The 22,727-nt window shown below is 49.1% G+C and carries 22 protein-coding genes; 2 read left to right on the top strand and 20 right to left on the bottom strand.

Annotated features, from left to right (window positions below; all coding sequences use genetic code 11):
• Positions 1 to 330: 330 nt before the first annotated feature.
• Positions 331 to 1,371, bottom strand: a complete 1,041-nt coding sequence (locus Q0224_RS08735; RefSeq protein ID WP_297950637.1) for an isoaspartyl peptidase/L-asparaginase family protein — start codon at positions 1,369 to 1,371, stop codon at positions 331 to 333.
• 455 nt (positions 1,372 to 1,826) lie between these two features.
• Positions 1,827 to 2,264, bottom strand: a complete 438-nt coding sequence (locus tag Q0224_RS08730) for a DUF417 family protein (RefSeq protein WP_297950635.1) — start codon at positions 2,262 to 2,264, stop codon at positions 1,827 to 1,829.
• 214 nt (positions 2,265 to 2,478) lie between these two features.
• Between Q0224_RS08730 and Q0224_RS08725 the strand changes: the two genes are divergently transcribed.
• The gene (locus Q0224_RS08725) at positions 2,479 to 3,588 is read left to right on the top strand and encodes a PQQ-binding-like beta-propeller repeat protein (RefSeq protein WP_297950633.1); all 1,110 of its coding nucleotides are present in this window, start codon (positions 2,479 to 2,481) and stop codon (positions 3,586 to 3,588) included.
• A 201-nt stretch (positions 3,589 to 3,789) separates the two neighbouring features.
• Here Q0224_RS08725 and Q0224_RS08720 read toward each other — a convergent pair whose 3' ends face one another.
• Both Q0224_RS08720 and Q0224_RS08715 read right to left on the bottom strand, forming a co-directional pair.
• Positions 3,790 to 5,061 (bottom strand): thiamine-phosphate kinase, encoded by a 1,272-nt coding sequence (locus tag Q0224_RS08720; protein WP_297950631.1) that lies wholly within the window; start codon positions 5,059 to 5,061, stop codon positions 3,790 to 3,792.
• Between the two features lie 654 nt (positions 5,062 to 5,715).
• The gene (locus Q0224_RS08715) at positions 5,716 to 7,080 is read right to left on the bottom strand and encodes a hypothetical protein (RefSeq protein WP_297950629.1); all 1,365 of its coding nucleotides are present in this window, start codon (positions 7,078 to 7,080) and stop codon (positions 5,716 to 5,718) included.
• Between the two features lie 459 nt (positions 7,081 to 7,539).
• Here Q0224_RS08715 and Q0224_RS08710 point away from each other — a divergent pair, with 459 nt between their 5' ends.
• A complete protein-coding gene (locus tag Q0224_RS08710; RefSeq protein WP_297950627.1) occupies positions 7,540 to 8,010 on the top strand; it encodes a hypothetical protein in 471 nt (156 codons plus the stop codon).
• 89 nt (positions 8,011 to 8,099) lie between these two features.
• Here the strand turns inward: Q0224_RS08710 and Q0224_RS08705 are convergent, their stop codons facing one another.
• From Q0224_RS08705 to atpA, 16 genes are all read right to left on the bottom strand, one after another.
• Positions 8,100 to 9,566 carry an aldehyde dehydrogenase family protein gene (locus tag Q0224_RS08705; protein WP_297942885.1) on the bottom strand — a complete coding sequence of 489 codons (1,467 nt, stop codon included), beginning with the start codon at positions 9,564 to 9,566 and terminating at the stop codon, positions 8,100 to 8,102.
• A gap of 866 nt (positions 9,567 to 10,432) precedes the next feature.
• Complete coding sequence (locus Q0224_RS08700) at positions 10,433 to 11,182, bottom strand: ATP-binding protein (protein ID WP_297950625.1); 750 nt, start codon at positions 11,180 to 11,182, stop codon at positions 10,433 to 10,435.
• Complete coding sequence (locus tag Q0224_RS08695) at positions 11,179 to 11,877, bottom strand: 5'-methylthioadenosine/adenosylhomocysteine nucleosidase (RefSeq protein WP_297950567.1); 699 nt, start codon at positions 11,875 to 11,877, stop codon at positions 11,179 to 11,181. The genes Q0224_RS08700 and Q0224_RS08695 overlap by 4 nt, the downstream gene beginning before the upstream one ends.
• On the bottom strand, positions 11,874 to 12,818 hold the full coding sequence (fabD, locus tag Q0224_RS08690; protein WP_297950566.1) for an ACP S-malonyltransferase: 945 nt from the start codon (positions 12,816 to 12,818) through the stop codon (positions 11,874 to 11,876). The genes Q0224_RS08695 and fabD overlap by 4 nt, the downstream gene beginning before the upstream one ends.
• Positions 12,819 to 12,827: 9 nt before the next feature.
• Complete coding sequence (locus Q0224_RS08685; RefSeq protein ID WP_297950564.1) at positions 12,828 to 13,442, bottom strand: peptidylprolyl isomerase; 615 nt, start codon at positions 13,440 to 13,442, stop codon at positions 12,828 to 12,830.
• A 50-nt stretch (positions 13,443 to 13,492) separates the two neighbouring features.
• Positions 13,493 to 14,311 carry a tetratricopeptide repeat protein gene (locus tag Q0224_RS08680; protein WP_297950563.1) on the bottom strand — a complete coding sequence of 273 codons (819 nt, stop codon included), beginning with the start codon at positions 14,309 to 14,311 and terminating at the stop codon, positions 13,493 to 13,495.
• 1 nt (position 14,312) lies between these two features.
• Positions 14,313 to 14,786, bottom strand: coding sequence for an OmpA family protein (locus Q0224_RS08675; RefSeq protein ID WP_291938293.1), 474 nt, complete (start codon positions 14,784 to 14,786; stop codon positions 14,313 to 14,315).
• Between the two features lie 55 nt (positions 14,787 to 14,841).
• A complete protein-coding gene (tolB, locus tag Q0224_RS08670) occupies positions 14,842 to 16,089 on the bottom strand; it encodes a Tol-Pal system protein TolB (RefSeq protein WP_177389413.1) in 1,248 nt (415 codons plus the stop codon).
• A 15-nt stretch (positions 16,090 to 16,104) separates the two neighbouring features.
• Positions 16,105 to 16,500, bottom strand: a complete 396-nt coding sequence (locus Q0224_RS08665) for a TonB C-terminal domain-containing protein (RefSeq protein WP_297950562.1) — start codon at positions 16,498 to 16,500, stop codon at positions 16,105 to 16,107.
• An 18-nt stretch (positions 16,501 to 16,518) separates the two neighbouring features.
• Positions 16,519 to 17,499: a TonB C-terminal domain-containing protein gene (locus Q0224_RS08660; RefSeq protein ID WP_297950560.1), complete on the bottom strand. Its 981-nt coding sequence runs from the start codon at positions 17,497 to 17,499 to the stop codon at positions 16,519 to 16,521.
• Complete coding sequence (locus Q0224_RS08655) at positions 17,492 to 17,890, bottom strand: biopolymer transporter ExbD (RefSeq protein ID WP_005869629.1); 399 nt, start codon at positions 17,888 to 17,890, stop codon at positions 17,492 to 17,494. The genes Q0224_RS08660 and Q0224_RS08655 overlap by 8 nt, the downstream gene beginning before the upstream one ends.
• Complete coding sequence (locus Q0224_RS08650) at positions 17,890 to 18,465, bottom strand: MotA/TolQ/ExbB proton channel family protein (RefSeq protein WP_005869630.1); 576 nt, start codon at positions 18,463 to 18,465, stop codon at positions 17,890 to 17,892. The genes Q0224_RS08655 and Q0224_RS08650 overlap by 1 nt, the downstream gene beginning before the upstream one ends.
• Positions 18,466 to 18,467: 2 nt before the next feature.
• Positions 18,468 to 18,872 carry an ATP synthase F1 subunit epsilon gene (atpC, locus tag Q0224_RS08645; RefSeq protein WP_291938303.1) on the bottom strand — a complete coding sequence of 135 codons (405 nt, stop codon included), beginning with the start codon at positions 18,870 to 18,872 and terminating at the stop codon, positions 18,468 to 18,470.
• A gap of 10 nt (positions 18,873 to 18,882) precedes the next feature.
• The gene (atpD, locus tag Q0224_RS08640; protein ID WP_295151010.1) at positions 18,883 to 20,280 is read right to left on the bottom strand and encodes a F0F1 ATP synthase subunit beta; all 1,398 of its coding nucleotides are present in this window, start codon (positions 20,278 to 20,280) and stop codon (positions 18,883 to 18,885) included.
• An 11-nt stretch (positions 20,281 to 20,291) separates the two neighbouring features.
• Positions 20,292 to 21,200, bottom strand: coding sequence for an ATP synthase F1 subunit gamma (atpG, locus tag Q0224_RS08635; RefSeq protein WP_297950559.1), 909 nt, complete (start codon positions 21,198 to 21,200; stop codon positions 20,292 to 20,294).
• A gap of 12 nt (positions 21,201 to 21,212) precedes the next feature.
• On the bottom strand, positions 21,213 to 22,727 hold the full coding sequence (gene atpA / locus Q0224_RS08630; protein ID WP_297950558.1) for a F0F1 ATP synthase subunit alpha: 1,515 nt from the start codon (positions 22,725 to 22,727) through the stop codon (positions 21,213 to 21,215).

Genomic DNA, 22,727 nt, shown 5'->3' with positions numbered 1-22,727 from the left:
AGCCGCCCAGCGACTTAAATTTAAACCTCAAATCTCAAATTTACAGAAGGATCAAATTTAATCTCTTTATGGGCTTATCGAAGCATAAAATTTTATTGTTTTGACTGATTTGAATACGAGAAAAAGATAGCCATATATGTTGGGTTTAAAATTTTAAATAAATAGAAATTTGCGCTTTGCCAAGGTTTTGAAATTAAAATTTGACCGAATTTAGCCTTGCCGAAGCGCTTGATCAACGAAGGCGCCAAATTTGATAGACGCGCGATAAAAAGCGTATTTATCCTCGCTATTTGATTTAAATTTAGCCCCGCAAAGGGGCTAAATTTACGCTTATTTCTCTCCTAACGGCCAGTAAACGATCGGCTTAGCTCCGAGTCTTGCTTCACCGTGATACATACCGAGCTTGTCTTTCGTCCACGCAAAGCCCGTGTGTCCGTGCTTGTCGATCGAGATGATGCCGCCGCTGCCGCCGAGCGCTTTGACCTCTTGTACCGCTTCTTCGGCGGCCTTTTGCACGTCGGAGGTTTTGTATTTATACAGAGCAGAGACCTCGTGCGCGGCGTTTACGCGCATGTAGATGTCGCCCGTGCCGGTGCAAGAAACCGCCACAGAGTCGTTATCGGCGTAGGTTCCAGAGCCGATTATCGGGCTATCGCCGATGCGGCCGGTCATTTTGTTGGTCATGCCGCCCGTGCTGGTAGCCGCGGCTAGGTTGCCGTTTTTATCCAGCGCGATCGCGCCCACGGTGCCTAGATACGGACGCTCGTGTAAATTTAGCGACGTCTTTTTCGCCTTTTCGCTATCAAGTAGCAGCTTTTGCTTCTCTTTGGCTTTTTGCAGTGCGTCGTATCTAAACTGCGTGAAAAAATACTTCTGATCGACCATCTCTAGGCCGTTTTCTTTGGCGAGCTTGTCGGCTCCCTCGCCGGCGACTAGCGTATGCCACGTCTTATCCATCACGAGCCTGGCGCCTAGGATAGGGTTTTTGATATGCCGCGCCATCGCGACTGCGCCCGCTTTTTTGGTCGAGCCGTCCATGATCGAGGCGTCGAGCTCGTTAAATCCGTCGGCTGTAAATACCGCACCCTTGCCCGCGTTGAAATTCGGATCGTCCTCAAGCACCATAATGGCTGCCGTTACGGCATCCATCGCGGTGCCGCCCCGTTCAAGCACGGCTTGACCCGCCAAAAGCGCCTTTTTCATCGGCTCCTCGCGGATTTTAAATTCCTCCTTGGTTAGATCAAGCCCGCTGGTGCCGCCGTGAATGACGATAACGGGGGAAAATTTCTCCTGCGCATTCGCAGCCGTTAGCCCGAGTAGAGCCAAACTCGCCGCCATAAAAACGGCCTTTGAGAGTGAAAAGTGCTTCATATCTCATCCTTTCGAAAAAATTGGAGAATTTCTAAGAAATGATATAACTTTGCACTTTTCGTTTCGCTTAATCAAATGCGAATTCGGCTGGATCTGAATCTAATGCTTTGAGCTTAGGATTAAGCTTTCGCCGTCAAATTTAACGTGGTTTAATTTATGGCATAATCTGATAGGTCGATTTAAATTTTATAATTTTGAGTTTGAGCGTTAGTAAAATTTAATTACCTCAGCTCGATAAATTTCAACCGCGCGTCATAAAATTTTAGCGCGGCCGTATTTTAAAGGGTGCTATGCGAGCGAGCGAGCTCAAGCGCAAAGCGCAAAACGCATAAATGCTAGCAAGGCGGGCTCTCGATCTAAGAGTTTGAAAAAAGCTTCAAATCAAAACACCTCAAACTCGCCGTGCGCGATCATTTAGTGTTGCGTCGGAACCGACGCCAGTATGTTTTGACGGCTCAATCGCAGCTTTTTTCTCCGCGGCAAAGGCGCGCCAGGTCGTATTTTAGCAGCACCAAGCCAAGGCCTAGCAAGAAAAGGTCTTTAAAGATGAAGCCGTCGATCTTGCCCAACTGCGGCAGTAGGCTGAGCGTGCTCAGCGCCATGGCGATCACGATGAGATCGCCCACGATGCCCGCCTTCGGCTTGAAAAAGCCCGCGATGAGCGAGAGATAGCCCACGGTCTCCACCACGCCCAAAAAATAGCTCGCGCCGGTGTCCCCGAGCGCTGAGGGCAAAAACGAAAGCCACGTCTGCGAAAAAAGCGGCTTTAAAGCATCCACCTCAAACTCAAACCACTTGTAGTTGCCCATCACGGCAAGCACGATGATAACGGAAAGTCTGGCGAATATAATATCCGCGTCGCCTGCGACAAATTTTTTTACGATCTCCCTCATACGGCTCCTTTGTAAATTTTGTAGCGGTATGATAGCGAGCTTGCGTGTAGGCTATGTGAAGGGACAAAATTTCAAATTTCAAATTCCAAATTCCGCGGCTCCGCAAAATTTGAAATTCCATGCCACGCGCCGTAAAATTTTAGCGTGCATACAAAATTTTAAAATTCGCGCCTAAATTTGAGCTATAATCGCTTCAAATTTCAAGGAGCCGCAAATGCTAAAATCATATCCTCTTGCGATGCAGGGCGTGGAGTTTCGCGGACACGGCGTGACGGACATTTACGAGATGGGCGAGCGGATTGCCTTCGTCCACTTTGCCTTTGCAGCCCCTAGCGAACAAAATATCGCCGCGAAGCTAACGCCCAGCTACGTGCTACTAGATACATTTTCGCGCGATTTTAGCGAGCACAAAAGATCGGTGCTCGCTTACGAGCAGCGCGAAATTTTCTCTGCCGCCTCCGCGCTTTGTTACCCGCAGGACGGTCACTTCGTGCTAAATACGAGATACTACGAGGGCTTCGTCGATTCGCCCGCAAAGCTCATCAAAATACAAGATGGCGAAATGAGCGAGCTAGACACCGCTCCATCGCCGCCCATAAAACAAATTTACAACGATGCGCAAACCTACGAATTTGATGGCTTTTGCGTGCGGATGAGTTCGCCCTTTATGATGGAGTGTAGAGCCTCGCAAGGCGGGCCAAATTTAAACGGCGCGATAACTGATTTAAGCGGCACGCCAAATTCTAGCGGCTTGGCGGACGAAAATTTAAAAAATTTCTCCGAAAATAGCGGCGCGGCGGCTGTTTGCAAAGAAAGCAAAAGCGATCCGCGCGATGAAACTAGCGAGGCAAAAGATAAAATTTCAAACGGTAGCAAACAAACCCGCAAAAAAGCGGCTGCAAAAGGCAAAATTCTTTGGCGACTGAAGCTAGGCGCGTATCTATATACGCCTGTTTGCCTGCGCGGCGGAGCGACATCGCATTTTAGCGAGCAAGACAAGCGGCATGGTCGCGAGACACTGTATTTCGGCACCGCGGGCAAGGGCGGGCACCTATACGCCGTAGACGCGGCAAGCGGCGAGGTGATCTTTAAGCTTGATACCGGCGGTACCGAACATTTCGCGTGGTGCGAGGATAAAATTTTACTCGCAGATCGCCGCGGCAAGCCCGTTTTGATTAGCGCGGACGACGGCTTGATCTTAGAAGAGGTGGAATTCGGCGAGTTTCAATTTGGCTCGGATCAGATCATGCTCGCTAGCGGTGGTCGCCTCTACGCCGTGGCAAACGACGGAGCCGCGATGTACGCGGTCTGCGCGGATTTATAAAATTCAACCGCAAGGCTTGGGGCACTGCCCGCTTTGGCTATGAAATTTACCTAGTTCGGCGGGGCGCGGTCATGAGCCAAAAGCGTCCGATTTCAAATCACCGCAGCCGCGCTCGCTAAGTAAAATTTATTCGCCAGCCGCGTCGTTTCGGACTAAAATTCAAACTCTGCGCCTTAAAATTTAAAGCGAGCTCAGCAAATTTCAAGGCACGAAGTGGTGCGAGCTGCCGCGAAATTCCATAGAGCTTTGTGGCGTGCGCGGGCAAACTTCGGCGATGATATTGATCGAGACGCCCGTTTTAGCGGCAATCGCGTAGATTTTGGGCAAAAATTTCGGCGCGAAGCTGAACAAAATCTCGTACTCCTCGCCGCTTTGCAACGCAGCCTCGCTAGGACGGGCGATCCAGCGCGCACCCACGCCGCTAGCCTCCAGCAGGCGGGGCAAGTCCTGCGCGAGCCCGTCGCTAATGTCCATCGCCGCGCTGATGAGCTTCGCCGCCTTGTAAAAAAACTTATCGCGCAAACCAGGCCTAACGAAGCGCGAATTCTTTGAAATTTTTGCGCGCAGATCCTCGCGCAAGCGATATGAGCCACTACCCGGCACAGGATTTTCGCCTGCAGAGCTCTGCGACGTAGAATTTTCGCATGCGAGGCTTTCCGACGTAGGGCTCTTGCGATCGTCTCCGCTCTGCGACACGAAATTTTGCGCCGAAATTTTGGCGTCCAGGCTCGGCGGCTCGACGTACGCAGGCAAAATTTTATCGTCCAGACTTTGCGGCTCAAGGTCCAAAATTTGCATTGCCGAATTTTCGGCGTCTAGGCTCTGCGGCTTGACATACGCAGGTGAAATTTTATCGTCCGGGCTTCGCACCTCATCGCCAGGATTTTGTGCCATCGAAGTATCGGCGTTTAGACCCTGTGGCGCGGTGATTGAGCTTTGTACCGACGAAATTTTATCGTTTCGGTTTTGCGTCTGCGAGCTAGCAAGCGAAATTTCATCTCTTAAAAGCACCGCCAGATCGCGCCCGACGCTACCTAGCTCGCCCGTATGCGCGATGAGATCGCCCACGCGCGCGCCGCTACGAAACACGGGGCGCTTGCACTTGCCGATCAGGCTCACGCTAAGCGCGATGCGATCCGAGCCGATCGTGTCGCCGCCGATGATCCGTATACCCCACTCCCGCGCCGTTTCGCTCACGCCCGCGCATAGCTCGTCGATCTCGCGCGTACCGATCTCGCGCGGTAGCGCAAGCCCCAGCAGGGCGTATTTGGCACGCGCATTGGTCGCGATCATGTCCGAGATATTTACGAGCATCGCCTTTGCGCCGATCTCGCGCAGGCTCAGCCAGCCACGGCGGAAGTGCACGCCCTCGACGAAAAGATCCTTGCAATACGCTCGCTCGCCGATTACGGCGCAATCATCGCCGTTAAGCTTCGATCTAAATTTCTCAAAAATATACCGCTCTTTATCCATACGCCCTCCGTTAAATTTAGCGTTACGCCACAGCCGCGCGAAAGCTAAGAAACCCGAATTCGCGGGCTTTTGTTTAAATTTCGTCGCGCACGCGCAGCAGGAGTTCTACGCTCCGCTTTGCAAGATTATAGCGTAAATTTAGATTTTCGCCGCGCGAGTTTGGCTGCGGTTCGGTGCGGCTCGATAACAAAATTATAAATCGCGTGAGTTTTGGGGCTTTAACGCGGCTTGATACGGACTAGGTCTGCGATAAAACGGCGCCTGCCGCACAAACAGATCCCAAAGCCTAGCTCTAGCTCGCACTGCAACACCGAACCGCAATCATAGTGCGCTCAAAAGCGTCCACAAAGCTTCACATGCCGGCGAAATTGTGGCTTTTAATGACCGCAATTGTAAAGACGATGCGAAGATAAATCGCCGCGCAGGCACGGATACCGCTTCAAATCTACGGCGCGGGCATAAATTTTGCTTTCAAAATGGGGCTTCAAAAGCGCGAGCTCTGCCGTGCCGTCTAAATCCGCCGCAAGCCTGCACCGTCTTCAAACGGCATGAAATTCTGCCGCGCCCTAGGCACTCAAACCGCGCAACGCTCGAGCCAAATTTCATCGCAGCGCAGAGGCAAAATTTCACGAAACGCCGCCGCCTAGTAACTCGCTAGCCTCTCTTTAGCTTCGCAAGCTCACGCAAAACCGCCGCCTTGCTCTTGCGGTCTTTTAGCGCATCGTAGCACTGCGCTAGTAGCTCTAGCGCGTGGACTAGGGCCTCTTTGTAAGCCGGTAGCTGCTGATATGCCAAAAGCGCCGCCGCATCGTCTCTCATTGCCGTAAAATGCCCCAGCGCCGCAGACGGATCGCCGCGTATCATCGCGATCTCGCCTAAAATCTCGCGTCCGTCGTAGCTCGAGTGCTCGTAAGCGGTGCCGCGCATGCCCTCGTAGAGCTTTACCGATCTGTCCGCGTAATCCTGCGCCGTGGCTAGATTTTTCTGTGCATAGCTCGCAGAAATTTTACTCGCGCCCGCCTCTTTGTAAATCGCCAAAAATTGTCGTGCGATCTGCAGATAAAGCCTGCCCGTATCGGGATCCGTCGCATCCGAGAGCTCCGCTGCGGCAAGCAGATGCTCTAGCGCTGCGGCACACTCGCCTAGCCCCGCATGTAGCTGCGCGTAATCCCGCGCGAGCGAAGCCCTACGCGCGCGCTCGTCCGATCCATCATCTATAAACGGGCGCAGATGCAAGCAGTGCGCCTCCCATGCAGCCAAATCCCTCAGTGCGCGACGTTTGGGCTCGGGTGCGGGCTCATTCAAAGCGGAGCTAGCCTTGGCGCGCAGATACTCGCAAGCGCCGCTAGCTCTGCCTTCAGCCTCATAGGGATCGGGCGTGAGCGTTTGCAGTCGGGCAAAAATTTCCTCCGCACGCGCCGGATCGCTCTGCAAAAACATAGTCCAAACAAACAGCGCCCGCCCATATTCGCGCACGGCGCCCTTACGATCGCCGCGAGCCTCGTAGATGCGCCCGAATGTATAAGCGCTCTCGTAATTTACGGCATCGGCATATATCTCCGCTACCCCGCTTCGCATGGAGCTCGCGTCCGTCGCCAGCGAGATTGCGGCGTCGGTATCGCCGCGCTGTAGGGCGATCCGCGCACGGACAAATCTGCTAAAAATCCGCCCTACTTCGATGTGCTTTAGCTCGCTAAGCTCCTGCGCCCGCACGGCAAGCTCTTCGGCGCGCGAGATCTCTTTGGCAAGCAGCGCCCGATCGGCATTTTCTAGCAATCTCCAAATTTCGCGCATAGAAGACGCGGCGGAATTTTTAGCGGAGACATTCGCGGAGGCTGTGTTTTTTGGCGCGGAAATCTCGGACGCGGCGGGATTTTTGACGGCATTGCCTGCACCGGTAGAATTTGTGACGTCCCCAGCGGAGGCACCGTTTACGGCACGGGCGTTTTCGGCGGGTGGCGGGACCTGCGTGCAGGCCGCAAGAAACAAGCTGAGCGCGACGTAGGGTAAAATTTTCATAGATGGCCTCCGCAATTTTAGCCCGATTATAGCAAAACAAAGTTTAAATTCCGCGGCGGAGCTTGCGTCTGCACAGAGCGGCGAGCCGGCCCGGATGAAATTTTAAAATTTTACCGAGCGACAACCGAGCGACGTTCATAAGCCGCGCGAGTTTGGCTGCGGTTCGGTGCGGCTCGATAGCAAAATTAGCAATCGCATGGATTTTGAGGCTTTAACGCGGCTCGATATAACTTGATGCGGACGGAAGCCTGCGATAAAACAGCGCCTGAGGCTATTTTTGCATGCGCCCGCCTGCGCGCACTCCCCCAGATGACGGCTCTTTTAAACGGCAAGTTTGAAAATTTAAAATTTAGCCGTAACCGCTGGCAAGATTAAATTTAAACGCTGCGTAAGCGTAGCAAAGATAGAATTTAGCGCTAAATTTAAAGCCGTAATGTGACATTCAAGCAAGGAGATAAAATGAACGATACCAAACCGGGCGAGCCGCTGCTAATCATAAAAAGGGCGAGGCGTTTTTACGGGCCTTTTTATTCGATAGTTAAAATTTTGCAATTTTATATCGCCATTGTTTTTATTATGCTTGATAAACCTTATGCGCCTATCGTAGGCTGGGTGATGCTAATCGGGCTTTTTTACGCAGAGATTATCCCGAATTGCTTTAAATTTATTGCGTGCTACGATGATCGCATAGTCGTGAAATATTTTTTCTGGGAAAGAGATATTCCGTTTGATCAAATCAAGTATTTTTGGATATTTACATATTTTTTAGGGCACAATAAATTTTTTATTAAACTCAAATTTAGCTTTAAAAATTTGGTACTAAATATTTGCTCGATAGTTATACCGATGGATTATATAACAAAAGAAGATTTTGAAAAATTAAAAATTTTAATGAGTGATAAAAATATTGAATACAGGGATTTTATCTAAACAGAAGCAGTCTTAAAATTAAATACTCAATCAAGTCAATCAGAATAAAATTTCGGGCGGCGTAAACCGCCCGAGATACCCCTAAGCCCTTACTGCTCGTAAAAGCCGCTCGGTTTAGAGATCGTGTCGATGTAGATGTTTTTGGTCTGGGTGTAGTGCTCCAGGATCATCTTGTGCGTCTCGCGACCGATGCCCGATTCTTTGTAGCCGCCAAACGGCGCGCCCGCGTGGATCTGGTTGTAGGTATTGACCCACACGCGACCCGTCTCAAGCAGACGTGCGACCGTGAGCGCTTTTGCGATGTCGCGCGTAAATACGGCGCCGCCTAGTCCGTAGAGGCTGTCGTTCGCCATGCGGACAAGCTCGTCTTGATCTTTAAATTTAATCACGACGCCCACAGGACCGAAGATCTCCTCCTGTGCCACGCGCATGTCGTTGCGCACGTCCACGAGTAGCGTAGGCTCGACGAAAGCCTCTCCCGCACTATGTCGCTTGCCGCCCACGGCGATCTTAGCGCCCTCTTCTACGCCGATTTTTACGTACTCTAGAATTTTATCGGCTTGCTTTTTGTTGATCTGGCATCCCATCTGGGTGTTCGGATCGAGCGGATCGCCCACCTTGATGCGCTTAAATTTCTCCACGAGCGCCGGCACGAATTTATCGTAGATGCCCTCCTGCACGAAGATCCTACTTCCCGCGCAGCAGACTTGACCTTGGTTGAAAAGGATCCCCAGCTGTACGCCGTCGATCGCAACGTCGAAGTCGCAATCGTCAAAGATGATATTCGCGCTCTTGCCGCCGAGCTCAAGCGTAGCGGGGATGATCTTTTGCGCTGCGGCCAGCGCGATGCCTCTGCCGACCTCGGTAGAGCCCGTGAATGCGAGCTTATCGAGCCCTTTGTGAGTGCGGACGAACTCGCCCGCCTTGCTTCCCTTGCCAGTTACGACGTTGATGACGCCCTTTGGAAGCAGCGGCGCGATTAGGCGGATAAACTCCAAAATGCTAAGGCTAGTTTCGGAGCTTGGCTTAAATACGCACGTATCGCCCGCGGCAAGTAACGGAGCGAGCTTCCACGCACCCATCAAAAACGGGAAATTCCACGGCACAATCTGTCCTACTACGCCGATCGGCTCGCGCAAGACGACGGATAGATAGCGCTCTTTTAGCATATTGGCGCTGCCCTCCTCGCCTAAGATCACGCCCGCAAAATAGCGAAAATGCTCGATCGACCACGCTACGTCGACCGCGCGCGTCTCGCGGATCGGCTTGCCGTTGTCGATAGTCTCTACGGTGGCGATGAACTCGGCGTTTTGCTCTAGGACGTCGGCGATCTTATTTAGCAGCGCGCTGCGCTCATAAACGCTGGTGCGACGAAAGCTCTCAAACGCCTTGCGCGCCGCGGCGACCGCTCTATCGACGTCCGCCTTGCTAGCATCTGCGATCTTTGAAATTTTCTCGCCGGTAGCGGGATTAAAAACGTCTAGGCTCGCGCCGCCTTCGGCACCCACAAACTCGCCGTCGATGAAAAGCTTATAGCTTGGTTGGATTGTAGCCATGCTTACTCCTTACGTGAAATATGACATTCGCTATTATATATCCGCGGCGGTTAATGCGGCATAAATTTCGGAGCGAAAATCGGTTAAAATTTTGCGGTGTGTAAATTTGAGAAGCAATGCGGCTTATGCGAAATTTTAAAATTTAATCTGCGTGCGCGACAGCGGAGGTTTGAAGCGGCTTTGAAGCGGCGTGAAATTTAACCGAGAGCGAGCGGCGAAATTTCAAAATGTAACGTTTATGAAACGAGAGGGGGAATTCGGCTACGATAAAATTTCAGAATTCGGCTTCGTTAAATTTTAAAATTTTGCGAGGTAAAATTTTTTGAAACATTTTGCGGAGTGGGCGAGCGGTTTAAATTTACGGCGCACGGCGATCGAGTCCGCACCCGCAGCCCGAAAGGCAGCCTCCGATAAAATTTTAAGATTTTGCAGGATTAAATTTCTAAAACTGGCTTTCGCGCAAACTTTGCAAGCCCCTTAACGCTCGCTCGTAAAGCTCGCTTGGATGCGGACGGCGCCTGCCCGAATATAACAAAGGCGCAGCGCAGGAAGCAGCCGCAGTTGTTTTGCAAAAGTAGATACAGGCGGCGCAACCCGCCCTACTCGCAGCCCTCGGGCGCACAGCCTAAGCTCGTGTGTACAGCTTCGGATACAGAAGTACAACTACTCTAGCCCGCAGTCGGACGTAGGAGGATAGCTATTCGCTGCGGCTCGCGACCCGTTCGAGCACAGGGGAAGACAACTGCTCTGCGTGTATCAGGCTTGTTCAAGCTAAAAAATCGAACTAGGCGTACGAAACTCATGTTATCGCAAGAACTGCGCGCTTTGAATTCACTTGAGCGGAGGAGTGCAAACCGCTTAAAATTTTAAAATTTAGGCTCGAAAAAGGTCTCTTCGTGGATGTTGGCAAAGGCGGCTTGTAGGCTGATGAAAAATCTCGGATGGACCTTTTCGTACTGCGCCAAAAGCTCCTTCGTAGCGGCGCGAGCGGTGGGCTCCTTGCCGCCGTATTGCCTCGCGGGGCAGACATCCTCCTCGCGCATGATCGGAAGCTCGTTATCTCTGGCACAGGCGGCGATTTGGCGCTCGCGCGTGAGAATGAACGGACGGATGATCACAAGCCCGTTTTCGGCGACATAGCGCGGAGCGAGGGTGCGCAGCGCGCCGTTGAAGGTAAAATTCATAAAAAAGCTCTCCGCGGCGTCGTCGAGGTGGTGGGCTATGGCGATCTTATTAAAGCCGTGCTCAAGCGCGTAGGAGTAGATATATCCGCGCCTCATACGCGAGCAAAAGCTGCAAAACGTGGTGTTCGCGCGGATCTTTTCCTTGCCGAATTCAAAAATTTTAGTATCGATTATCTCGTATGGGATCTCGTGCTCTTTAAAATGGGCGCTTATCTCGCGCAGATCCTCACCGATACCGTAGGTGACGGTAATAGCTCGAAACTCCCAATCTAACGGGCTTACGCTTTGGAAGTGCTTCAGCACGTGCGCCAAACTCATACTGTCTTTGCCGCCGCTAAGAGCTAGTAAAATTTTATCGCCGCGCTCGAACATCTTGTATTTGGCGTTGGTTTGTCCGACCCGGCGAAGTAGTTTTTTGGAGAGGTTTATCATAACCTTTCGATCATTTTTAAAACGAAATTCGCGCTCGTCTGCGCGCTTTTTACCATAAACTCGTCAAAGTCGAACTCGGCTTTGTGTCCTGCCTCGTCGCTTATCGCGCGCAGTACGCAAAACGGCACGCCCAGCGCGTCGCACACCTGCGCCACGCTCGCCCCCTCCATCTCAACCGCGCTCGCGTCAAACGTCCGCTCGATCCAGCTCTTGCGCTCCTCGCCGCTTACAAACTGATCGCCGCTAGCGATGATGCCCGATTTTAGCGTGATGCCTAGCTGCTCGGCGACGCTTTGCGCGATAGAATTTAGCTTCGCGTCGGTTTGAACTGAAATTTTACTTCCCGGTACGAATCCGTGCGGATGCCCAAACGCCGTGATGTCCAGATCGTGCTGCACGAGCGCAGTAGCGTATAAAATTTCGCCGATCTTAATGCCGCGCTTCAAAGCCCCCGCAACGCCCGTAAAAATGAGCGCGCGCGCACCGAATCTTTCGATCATGACCGTAGCGGTCAGGGCGGAATTTACCTTGCCGATCTTCGAATATGCGATCACTAGATCGTGACCGTTAAGCTTGGCGGCGTAGAATTTATTATTCGCATGCTCCGTAGCATCCACGCTCACGCCCCGCTCGCGCAGTGCGGATAGCAGCGGCTCGATCTCTTCTGGCATAGCGCCCAAGATCGCAACTTTCATCCATTCTCCTTTGCAAATTTTACAAACTCGTCTAGGCTCGCAAGATCCGTGATGCTGAAGGTCGGTTTTTGCGTGATCTTTTTGTTTATCCCTTTTAAAACCGTCGCACCGAACTCGACGAAGCAGTCCGCCTCACCCTCGTAATTTTTGATACTTTGCTTGTAAAGCACGGGGCTGATAAGCTGGGCTTTAAGCAGCTCTAGCGCTTCGGATTTTGTCCTATACGCGCGCGCCGTGGCGTTAGCAACGACTGGAGCAAAGCTCTCTTTTAACGCAGGGCGCAAAAATTCCAAAAGCTCGTCGCTAGCACTCCCTAGCATCGGGCAGTGGCTCGCGACGCTCATATTCAGTAGCATTGCGCGCTTTGCACCCGCGGCTTTAAACTCGCCCTCGAGTGCGGCCAGATCATCTTTTTTGCCCGCGACCACGATCTGTCCGTCGCAGTTATAATTCGCCGCCCAAACCTGCTTGCCTGCGCTCTTTGCATCCTCACAAATTTTCTCGACCGCCTCGTCGGCAAGAGCCAAAATCACCATCATTCCCGCACCTTTGCCCTCGCAGGCGCTCTGCATAAGCCTGCCGCGAATATTTACTAGCTTTAGCATCTGCTTCGACTCTATACCTCCCGCAGCGCTTAGCGCGCTAAACTCGCCCAGCGAGTGTCCGAGTAAAAACTGCGGAGTAATGTTAAGCTTTTCTTGATCCAGCCTTTCTTGCAGCGCCGCAAGCGCCATCATGGAATTTAATGCAATCGCGGGCTGCGTAAATTCCGAAACGTCGAGCTTGTCGCAGGGCTCAAACAGTAAATTTTTAAAATCGATGCCCGTAAAGTCTGAAGCCTCATCCAAAAGCGCGCGCGCAGAGGCGGAGTTCTCATAAAACTCCCTACCCATGCCTACGCTTTGGCAGCCCTGTCCCGGAAAGATAAAAGCAAATTTCATAAAAAAGTCCTAATGCTCGTGATGGTGCCCGCCGCAGCACTCGTGATCCTCTGCGTGATCGTGTCCGTGTCCACCGCAGCATTCATGACCGTCTGCATGCCCATGACCTCCGCAACACTCGTGCCCCTCGTGATGATGGTTGTGTCCGCAGCCGCAACTGTGAGCACCCTCCGGCTGGCCGGTAAGAATTTCATCCGCCGTCGCTTCGCGGTTCTCGACGATCTTTATATTAAATTCCAGCTCCTTGCCCGCAAACGGGTGGTTAAAGTCGATAGTGACATCCTGCTCGCCGATAGCTTTGACGCTCACGCGGGTAGTCGCGCCGTCCTCCGCCTGACCGAAAAGCTCCATACCCACCGCCAGATCGATGCCCGCGAATTGCTCTTTAGGCAGGATCTGCACGGCGTCTTGCTTATACTCGCCTACCCCGTCGCTCGGGCTTATGCGAACCGTTTTGCTCTCGCCCGCTTGTAGATTTAAAATTTCATCTTCCAGCTTTTGGATGATTTGATCTTTGCCGCTAAGAAAGGCGATTGGGTCGGAGTTTAAATTTGACTCTAAAATTTCGCCGGTTTTGCCGTCTTTTAGCTCATAATGCATCTTTATAACTCGGTTGTTAGCCATAGTTTTCTCCTGTTTAGAATTTTATTTTTGAGTTTGTATTTAAATTTAGGTTATCTAGTGGGCGCAGCTTTAGCTTCTTTGGAATCCGGGTATGAAGCTTTTAGCGCTTTGTAGAATTTATCTGCGCTGTCTTTATCGCCGATCTTATCGAAGCTGATCGCGGTGTGATAGAGGAGCTTTGGAGTGTAGTCTTGGCTCTCGTTGTGCGAGATGCTCTTTTTATAATAGTTTATCGCTTCTGCGTATGAGCCGGAGAAATATGAAATTTCGCCCAGCATGTAATTTGCCTTAGCGGGCTTGTAATTTTTAGATACTAAATAATTGTAGCGCTCTTTTGCGCCCGAATAGTCTTTTTTAGCATATAAAGCGTCAGCCTCTTTCAATACTGATGCTTGATCTTTTGATTTAAAATCGGAGTCTGATTTTGTACTAGCAGGGACTGAAGCAGTGCCTGCATCTAATTCAGCGTTTTTTTTTACGCCGCCACTACTGCCTAATTTTTTATTGATTTCAGCAATTTGGGCTTTTATAGTTGCAATATCTCTTTTCATCTGATCTAGCTCGCTGTTGCCTTGACTTTTGCCCGTAGTACGAATTTCTAGATCCGCCACCCTGTTTTCCAGGTTCGAAATTTTAGAATTTGTTCCTTCAAGGACGCTTCGCAAACCTTCGACACTCTCTCGTGTATTATCTACGCTAGTTTGCATCTCGCTTATACGCTTGCGGTTATCGCGCAATACTTGTTCGTTTTCAGTTAACCCGTAAGAGCTACCTGAATCAATATTGCCAGCATCAAATGCAGAAGTTTCTGCATTTAAAAAAGTGGCAGCCCCCAAAAGAGCCGCCACCGTGAAATTTTTAAATTTCAAATTAGAATCCAACTTTGAATTCGTCGCGTCTGTTTTGAGCGTCGCACTCTTTAGAATGCTCTGTGCAAGCCATATTGCTCTCGCCGTAGCTTACTACGGAAATTCTGCTCTCATTTACGCCTTGAGCAACCAATGCGTCTTTAGCTGCAGTAGCTCTCTTTAGACCAAGAGCATAGTTGTACTCATCAGAACCCCACTCATCGCAGTTACCCTCAACTTTGACGGTTAGAGACTCTGCGCCTGCTTGGTTGAATAAAGCTGCGTTATTATTGATTGTGCCTTGTTGATCGGCTCTAATATTAAATTTATCAAAGTCGAAATAAACAGTACCAACTTCACTTTGGATCTGAGATGCCAAAGCAGCTAGTCTATCTGCATTACTTGTGCTTGTAGTATCGGCCTCTGGGGTCTTTTTAGAACAACCGCTCAATAATAGAGCAGCAACTGCTATCGAAGATAAAACTAAATGTTTCATTTTCTATCCTTTCAAAAAAAATTGTAGTCATTATATCACGAGATTTTTTAATATTTTACCAATCAACCGATTGAATTTTACCCACTCTTAACGGAAATTGGAAACTTTTATTCTCGTTAACTCTGATAATACCTACCGAGCTTCCGCTGCCGTCTTGCTTGATAAACATAATGCTGCCGCCATCGCTAGAAAATCTAGGAAACATATTTTTGCCACTAGCCGTTAACTGGCGAATCATATCGGTTTGAGTAGAGATTAAATATATATTAAATCCGCCCCCGCCGTCGCGACTAGAGTAAGTAACATAATTGCCATTTGTGCTAATGGAATTGTTATTTTTGCCGTGATAGACGAGCTGCTGAACGTTACCGCCGTTTATGCTAGTGGCAAATACGTTCGGATAGCCCAGACGATCGCTCACAAAAGCCACGCGCGAATCGCCGTCAATAAAATTTCCATTTACATCAATGCCAGCGTAATCGGTAATTTGCTTAGCGCTGCCCGAAGCTATATCATACAAATAAATATCGGGTTGATCTTTAGGCGCATTGGTGATTAAAAGCTTTCTGCCGTCGGCGCTTACATCTGAAGCTATCGTCATGCCATGACCGGTAAAAATTTTACTCTTGCTACCGTTGGATAGATTAAATTTATAGATAGCGGGCGTATTTTTATTGACATAGTAGGTATAATAAAATTCGTTCTGCGCTGCGCTTGCCCATTTAGGGAAGATATTTAATCCGCCGCGAAGCACAACCTGCTGGTAAGTAAGCGTATAGTCAGCCACCATGATCTCGCTCTCACGCGTCGAAGTGTAGCGAGAGAGCAAAATCATCTCCTTCATCCAATCGACGTTTGAGTACCCTAGCTGCTTGACGATCTCAGATACCGCCATGTGTGCCAAAAACGGATACTTTTCGGCATTTGAAAGCGTAAAGCTCTTCTCATACATCACCCTGCCACTGTTCGCTTCAAGTACTTTGGCTTTTAGGCTCATCGGCGAGCTTTTATCACTTACCGCGTAGCGCACGATCAGAGCGGCACCGCTAGAGCCTAGATTATCGGAAGCGCCCGCATCATAGCTGCTTTGTAGATACTCGTCGCTGACTTCAAAAGTCGCACCGACCTTTAGATCACCCACCATAAGTTTAAAGAATTTGTTGCCAAATTCTGAATTTGCAAGGTTCGATGCATCCTGAACAACGATTTTAGGTAGATTTACCCCTTCGTTTACGATAGACATAGTCGCATCTGCCGCGAAAATGCTACTACAAAATGCAAGAATCAAAAGTAGTTTCTTCATCTTTTCTCCTTAAATTTAATTTGCTACGTCGGATAATACCATATCAAATGTGTGAGATTTATTATCCGGTGATTTTGGAAAGCTTCGCTTAGGAAGCTCATCTAAAAATTTCCTTAGCTTTTGGTTAAATTCTGTGCTACGCCCAAGCTCTAAAATTTGATAATTTAAAACTCGTCCATTGTTGCTAAATTCTATGCGGACTCTAGCCTCATCGGAAATGCCTGCTTGATACTTCGTCCATAGAGCTTGCAATTTCGACGCCATCTGCGAAAAATAAGCATCTAGCTCCTTTGAAATTTGAATTTTACCAGATTTTTGCGAAACGGAATTTCTTTCATAAGTAAAATTCTGTTCCGAATCCGTCGCAAAAAGCACACAGCAAAAGGCAAAAATACAAAAAAGTCTCTTCACTTTTTTTCCTTACAAATTCTAATTTGTCTTCATCACGTCGGACATCCTAGTCTCGATCTCATGCGACGCTCCGTCCGGAGACTTCGGGAAAGTCTGAGTCGATAGATTATCCAAGAAATCCCGCAGCTTTTGATTAAATTCCGTCTCTCGCCCGAGCTCGATGATTTTATAATCCACGACCCGTCCATCTGCACCGAAAGTTATACTAATCTTCGCATCGTCTTTCGCAGTCACTACGTAGCGGCTCCATAGAACCTGAAGCCTCTTTTCTATAGCGCCGAGGTAGGCGTTAAATTCTCCCGTCCTTTGAGTCCTGCCGCCAAGCTTATCGGATTTGACGACAGCATTTTTAGATGCCGCTTTATCCTTAGCACTAGAGGTGGCGGTTTCTTTATCGGACTTTTTGTTACTCTGAACGGCGTCGCTAGCTTTAGCGCTCTCCTCAAGCTTCTTATTGTCCTTAGTCGTATCCGAAAAAAGATCGCTCAAGCTCGGTTTTTCCTCTTTTTTTGGCTCCGGCTTAGTTTCCTCTTTTTTCTCTACTACTTTTTCGGAAGGTTTATCTTCCAACTTAGGCTCAGGCTTGGGCTCCTCTTTTTTGGGCTCAGCTTTAGGCTCGTCCTTTTTAGGTTCCGGCTTCGACTCTTCCTTCGGCTTTTCGGGCTCTTTCGGCTTTGCCTGCACCGGAGGCGGCGGAACTACTTGCGCCGTAGTCTTAATTTTATCCTCCGGCACGTCCTTAATATTCTTATTTTCAAACTCGCCCTGCTTCGTTTCTTTAGCGATTTCAGGCGCGGACGGAAGTTTATCATCTATTTCGAAATCAAAAGTAACATCCATATAATCGTTGGGATTGTCGGTATATTTTTTAAATTTTTCCTGCGGCTTTGAAATTTGATATAAAAGAACGAAAATCACCAGCAGATAGGCAAAAAGGGCGATTAAAAACGATTTAAAATTATCGTATTTAACCCCCGTAAAATTTGAATAATTAGCCATTTGTTTGAAGCGCGACTTTAGTAAAACCCGCTTGCTTTAAGCTCTTTAAGACAAACATTACATCATCATAAACGAGTCTCTTATCGGCTTGGATATAGACGGGTTTTTCCAAGCTATACTTGCCGGTGCCTTTAAGCAGCACGAGATTATCCGGGAATTCAGCTAGGCTCATCGAGCTTTTGTCGATATAAACCTTGCGATCTTCGCCAATACGCACAAGCAAGAATTCTGCGGTATTTTCCGAAACCTGTGCTTTTGAGCCACTAGGCAGTTCGATCTTCTCATCGTAGATAATCGCCGTTTGCGCGACCATTAAAATCGCTAGCAAAACAAGCATAATATCGACGAGCGGAGTGATATTTAACTCTGGATTTTCGTCGAAATTATACATTAAATAGCTTTTCCAGTGTTTGCTTTAAATAGCAAAATATCCGCTGTACGATTTATAATGCTCATAACTTCGTATGCTTTGCGTTTTATAAGTAAGCTAAAGGTGTATGCGGGTATCGCTACAAAAATTCCACATCCTGTGGCAACCAGGGCCTCGCTAATCGCAGGAGCGATAGTATCGATGCCTGAATTTCCACCGCCGAGCTTGGAAAATGTGTGAAGTATGCTAACAACCGTACCGAATAGCCCGATAAACGGCGAAGTAGAGGCGACGATAGATAGCCAAGTAAGTCCGCTAGTGGAGTCGCGTTCGGCCTTGCCTTTATAAATTTCCAAGGCTTCTTTTGAAATTTTATCGGTATTTACTTTTTGAAAAATAGAGCCCGAAAGCGAAATCCTACCGCCCATCAGCAAGGATTCGAGTGCCTTTGCTTCGCGGTGTTGCCATGCACTAAGCCCTACAAATCTGGAGATCAAAATCGTAAAAGTAACGACAAAATAGACGGATAACCAAGAAAGCACGAATATCGTAATAAACGTGCTTCTAGTAAAATAACTTAAAATTAGATCTAGCATATTTAACTTTGCCTTGCGAATTCGTCGACTCTAGCCATGATTGCTGCGGAATTTGCCGCATCGGAGCTAATAGACGCAAGCATATCTTTGGCGCGCTGCAAAGACTTCGCTACGGCGCTTTCGCTATCGCCTCCGATAGCTACGGCTTGAGTGGCTAGGATAGTAGTTTTTTCTTCTGTAACTTCCAAAAATCCATCGTTTACCAAAACAAGCTGCTTTTTGCCATCTTTATCCACGATCTCTACGACGCCACCTTCGCTTTTATCTTTAAGCCCCGTCAGCAAACTCGCATGCCCTGGCAAAATACCCATTTCGCCAGTAATGCCGGGGAGTTGGACGGATTTGACTTCGCCCGAAAAGACCATCCCTTCGGGTGTAACGATATCTAAAAGCAAAAATTCTTTCATCTTAAAATTCCTATGCTTTCATCTTTTCGGCTTTTGCCACTACCTCGTCGATATTTCCTACCATGTAAAAGGCATTTTCCGGCAGATCGTCGTATTTGCCCTCTAAAATTCCTTTAAATCCCGCGATAGTCTCCTCTAGCGAGATATATTTGCCCGGGCTTCCGGTAAATACCTCGGCTACGAAAAACGGCTGAGATAGGTAGCGCTCGATCTTTCTAGCGCGCTCGACTACGAGCTTGTCCTCTTCGCTAAGCTCGTCCATACCTAAAATCGCGATGATATCCTGCAAATCTTTGTATTTCTGAAGCACCGCTTGGACGCCGCGAGCGACCTTGTAATGCTCCTCGCCGATGATTTGTGGATCAAGCATTCTTGAGGTCGAATCAAGCGGATCGACGGCAGGATAAATTCCTTTTTCGGCGATCGCTCTGTTTAAAACGGTCGTCGCATCAAGGTGCGCGAAAACGGTCGCAGGCGCAGGATCGGTAAGGTCGTCCGCAGGTACATAAACGGCCTGAACGGAGGTAATGGAGCCCTTCTTAGTAGAAGTAATGCGCTCTTGTAATTTACCCATTTCGCTAGCAAGCGTAGGCTGATAACCGACTGCGGACGGAATTCGCCCTAAAAGCGCGGACATCTCCGAACCCGACTGCGAGAAACGGAAGATATTATCGATAAACATCAAAACGTCAAGCCCTAGCTCATCGCGGAAATATTCAGCCATCGTAAGGCCGGTTAGCGCGATGCGATTTCTCGCCCCCGGCGGCTCGTTCATCTGACCGTAGGTTAAGGCGACCTTATCCAGAACTCCCGATTCTTTCATCTCGTTATAAAGGTCGTTTCCCTCTCTCGTTCGTTCGCCGACGCCCGCAAATACGGAGTAACCGCTGTGTTTGAAAGCGACGTTGTGAATCAGTTCCATGATGATGACGGTCTTACCGACGCCAGCACCGCCGAATAAGCCTACCTTACCGCCCTTTGCATAAGGAGCTAGCAGATCGACCACTTTAATGCCGGTTTCAAAAATTTCGCTCTTCGTGCTTTGATTTTCAAAGCTAGGCGGATCTCTGTGGATCGACCAGCGGGTTTCAAATTTTTCATCCTCGCCTTCGTCGATCAGATCGCCCGTGACGTTAAAAATTCTACCCAAAACCTTCTCGCCCACCGGCACCGTAATAGGCGCACCCAGAGCCGTAGCCTCAAGCCCTCGCCTAAGTCCATCGCTCATATCCATAGCGATCGTGCGGACGCGGTTGTCTCCAAGGTGTGCGGCTACCTCTAGGATCAACCTGCGATGAGCGCCCTCGACGTCAAATTTAACCTCGATAGCTTCATTAATCTTTGGTAAATAGTCCTTGAAATCGACATCGACCACGGGACCCATTACCTGAGAAATTATTCCTTTCATCCGTTTTCCTTTCATTTCATTGATTCGACGCCACTTATGATCTCGATAAGCTCAGTCGTGATAGAGCCTTGTCTGGCTTTGTTGTATGCTAAATTTAACTGCGATACGCGCTCCTTGGCGTTGTTTGTCGCATTCTCCATCGCATTCATTCTCGAGCAGTGCTCCGCGGCCAAAGAGTCGATCAGCGCGTAATACATACTGTAGCTAAGATAGCTCTGGATTAAATTTAACATCAATGTTTCTTCGTCCTCAGGGCTTTCAACCTCTACTTCCAATGTAGATGTTTTTAAAGCGTCCTCGCTAATCGCAGGCTCACCGATCGGCACCAGCGTATTTACCCGCATCTCTTGGGTAATCATATTCAAATAGCCGTTGTGGACGAGTATGACCTCGTCGGTTTTGCCTTCGTTAAAATCCTTAACTGCGGCTTGGACGATTTCGTTAGCTTTCTCGGACGATGGAGATGAGCTCACGCCGATATATCGCTCCAAAAGCTCAATGCCCTGAAAATCAAAATACTCTATCCCCTTTTTGCCGACGGCGCGAAGGCGAACCTTGATCTTTTTAGCCTTAAGCTCCTCGATCAAAGCTTTGATCTTTTTGATGGTGTTGATATTAAAACCGCCGCAAAGTCCTTTATCTGCGGTGATAAACAGCAGATCAACCACCTTTACTTCCCGCGTGGTATCAAAAATTCTAAGTTTTTCGTCGTTGCCCGAATTATTGCCTACGTAATTTTTAACGCGCGCAGAAATTTCACCCAAGACCTCGTTAATCTTCACCGCATAAGCTCGCGAGCGCATCGCCGCTTCTTTTGTGTTTTTAAGCTTAACGTTGGAGACCAGCTTCATAGCTTTGGTAGTCTTCTCCGTATTTCTGACGCTTTTGATTTGAAGTTTTATATCCTTTAAATTTGCCATAATTTAGCCTTCTTAAGCGGCAAAGGTCGCTTTAAAGTCATTTAGAGCCTTGATTAAATTTTCTTCCAAATCCTTCTCGATGGTCTTTTTGCTTCTGATCTCTTCAAAAATTTCAGGGTATTTCGCCTCGATATATGGATAGAGCTCGGCTTCAAATTTACCGATCGAGCTTGCAGGTATGTCATCTAAAAATCCGCGGCTTCCTGCGAAGATGATGACCACTTGATTTTCGACCGGAAGCGGCGAGTAAGGAGGCTGCTTTAAAATTTCGACCATTCTTTGTCCGCGATCCAGCTGCTTGCGGCTACTCTCGTCCAAATCGCTCGCAAACTGCGCGAACGCCTGAAGCTCGCGGTATTGAGCAAGATCCAGACGCAAGGTTCCCGAGACCTTTTTGATCGCTTTAATCTGAGCAGAACCGCCGACGCGACTAACCGATAGACCCACGTTAATCGCAGGACGAATTCCCGAGTTAAACAGACCCGACTCCAAGAAAATTTGACCGTCAGTGATAGAGATGACATTTGTAGGGATATATGCCGAAACGTCGCCTGCTTGCGTCTCGATAATAGGAAGCGCCGTTAGGCTGCCTGCGCCGAGTGCATCGCTTAGTTTGCTAGCGCGCTCAAGCAAACGGGAGTGTAGGTAGAATACGTCGCCAGGATACGCCTCACGTCCTGGCGGACGGCGCAAGATAAGCGACATCTCGCGATATGCGACCGCATGCTTGCTAAGATCATCGTAGATGATAAGCGCGTGGCGGGAGTTATCTCTGAAATACTCACCCATAGTGCAGCCCGAATACGGAGCCAAATACTGAAGCGCGGCTGCCTCGCTAGCACCGGCTGCAACTACGATCGTATAATCCATCGCACCGTACTCTTCAAGCTTTTTAACGACTTGTGCGACGGTGGATTGTTTCTGACCGATTGCTACATATATGCAGATGACATCTTGGCCCTTTTGATTGATGATGGTATCAACAGCAACGGTGGTTTTTCCTGTTTGGCGGTCGCCGATGATGAGCTCGCGCTGTCCGCGACCGATCGGCACTAGCGCGTCTATCGCCTTAAGACCCGTTTGAAGTGGCTCATGGACGGATTTACGAGCCATGATACCTTTAGCCTTTTCTTCGACAAATCTAGTATCGCTGGTCTCTATCGCGCCCTTGCCGTCGATCGGCTCGCCTAGGGCATTTACTACGCGACCTATTAGCGCATCACCTACCGGAACGCGTAAAAGCTTACCCAGTCTTTTAACGCTACTACCTTCGTTAATACCGCTAGTATCGCCTAAAATAACGATGCCGACACTGCTCTCCTCTAAATTTAACGCGATACCACGAGCTCCGTTTTCGAATTCGACCATCTCGTTAGCCATTACGTTTTTTAAGCCGTAAACATTAGCAACGCCGTCTGCGACCGAAACGACCTTACCGGTTTCTTCGATATCAACGCTAAGATCGAAATTTTCGATTCGCTCTTTGATTATGCTGCTGATTTCGTCTGCCTTAATTTTCGCACCCAC

This window comes from uncultured Campylobacter sp., from assembly GCF_938002845.1.
Taxonomy (GTDB): Bacteria; Campylobacterota; Campylobacteria; order Campylobacterales; family Campylobacteraceae; genus Campylobacter_B.
The sequence above is the reverse complement of the archived record's forward strand: the minus strand, read 5'-3'. Positions and strand labels throughout refer to the sequence as shown.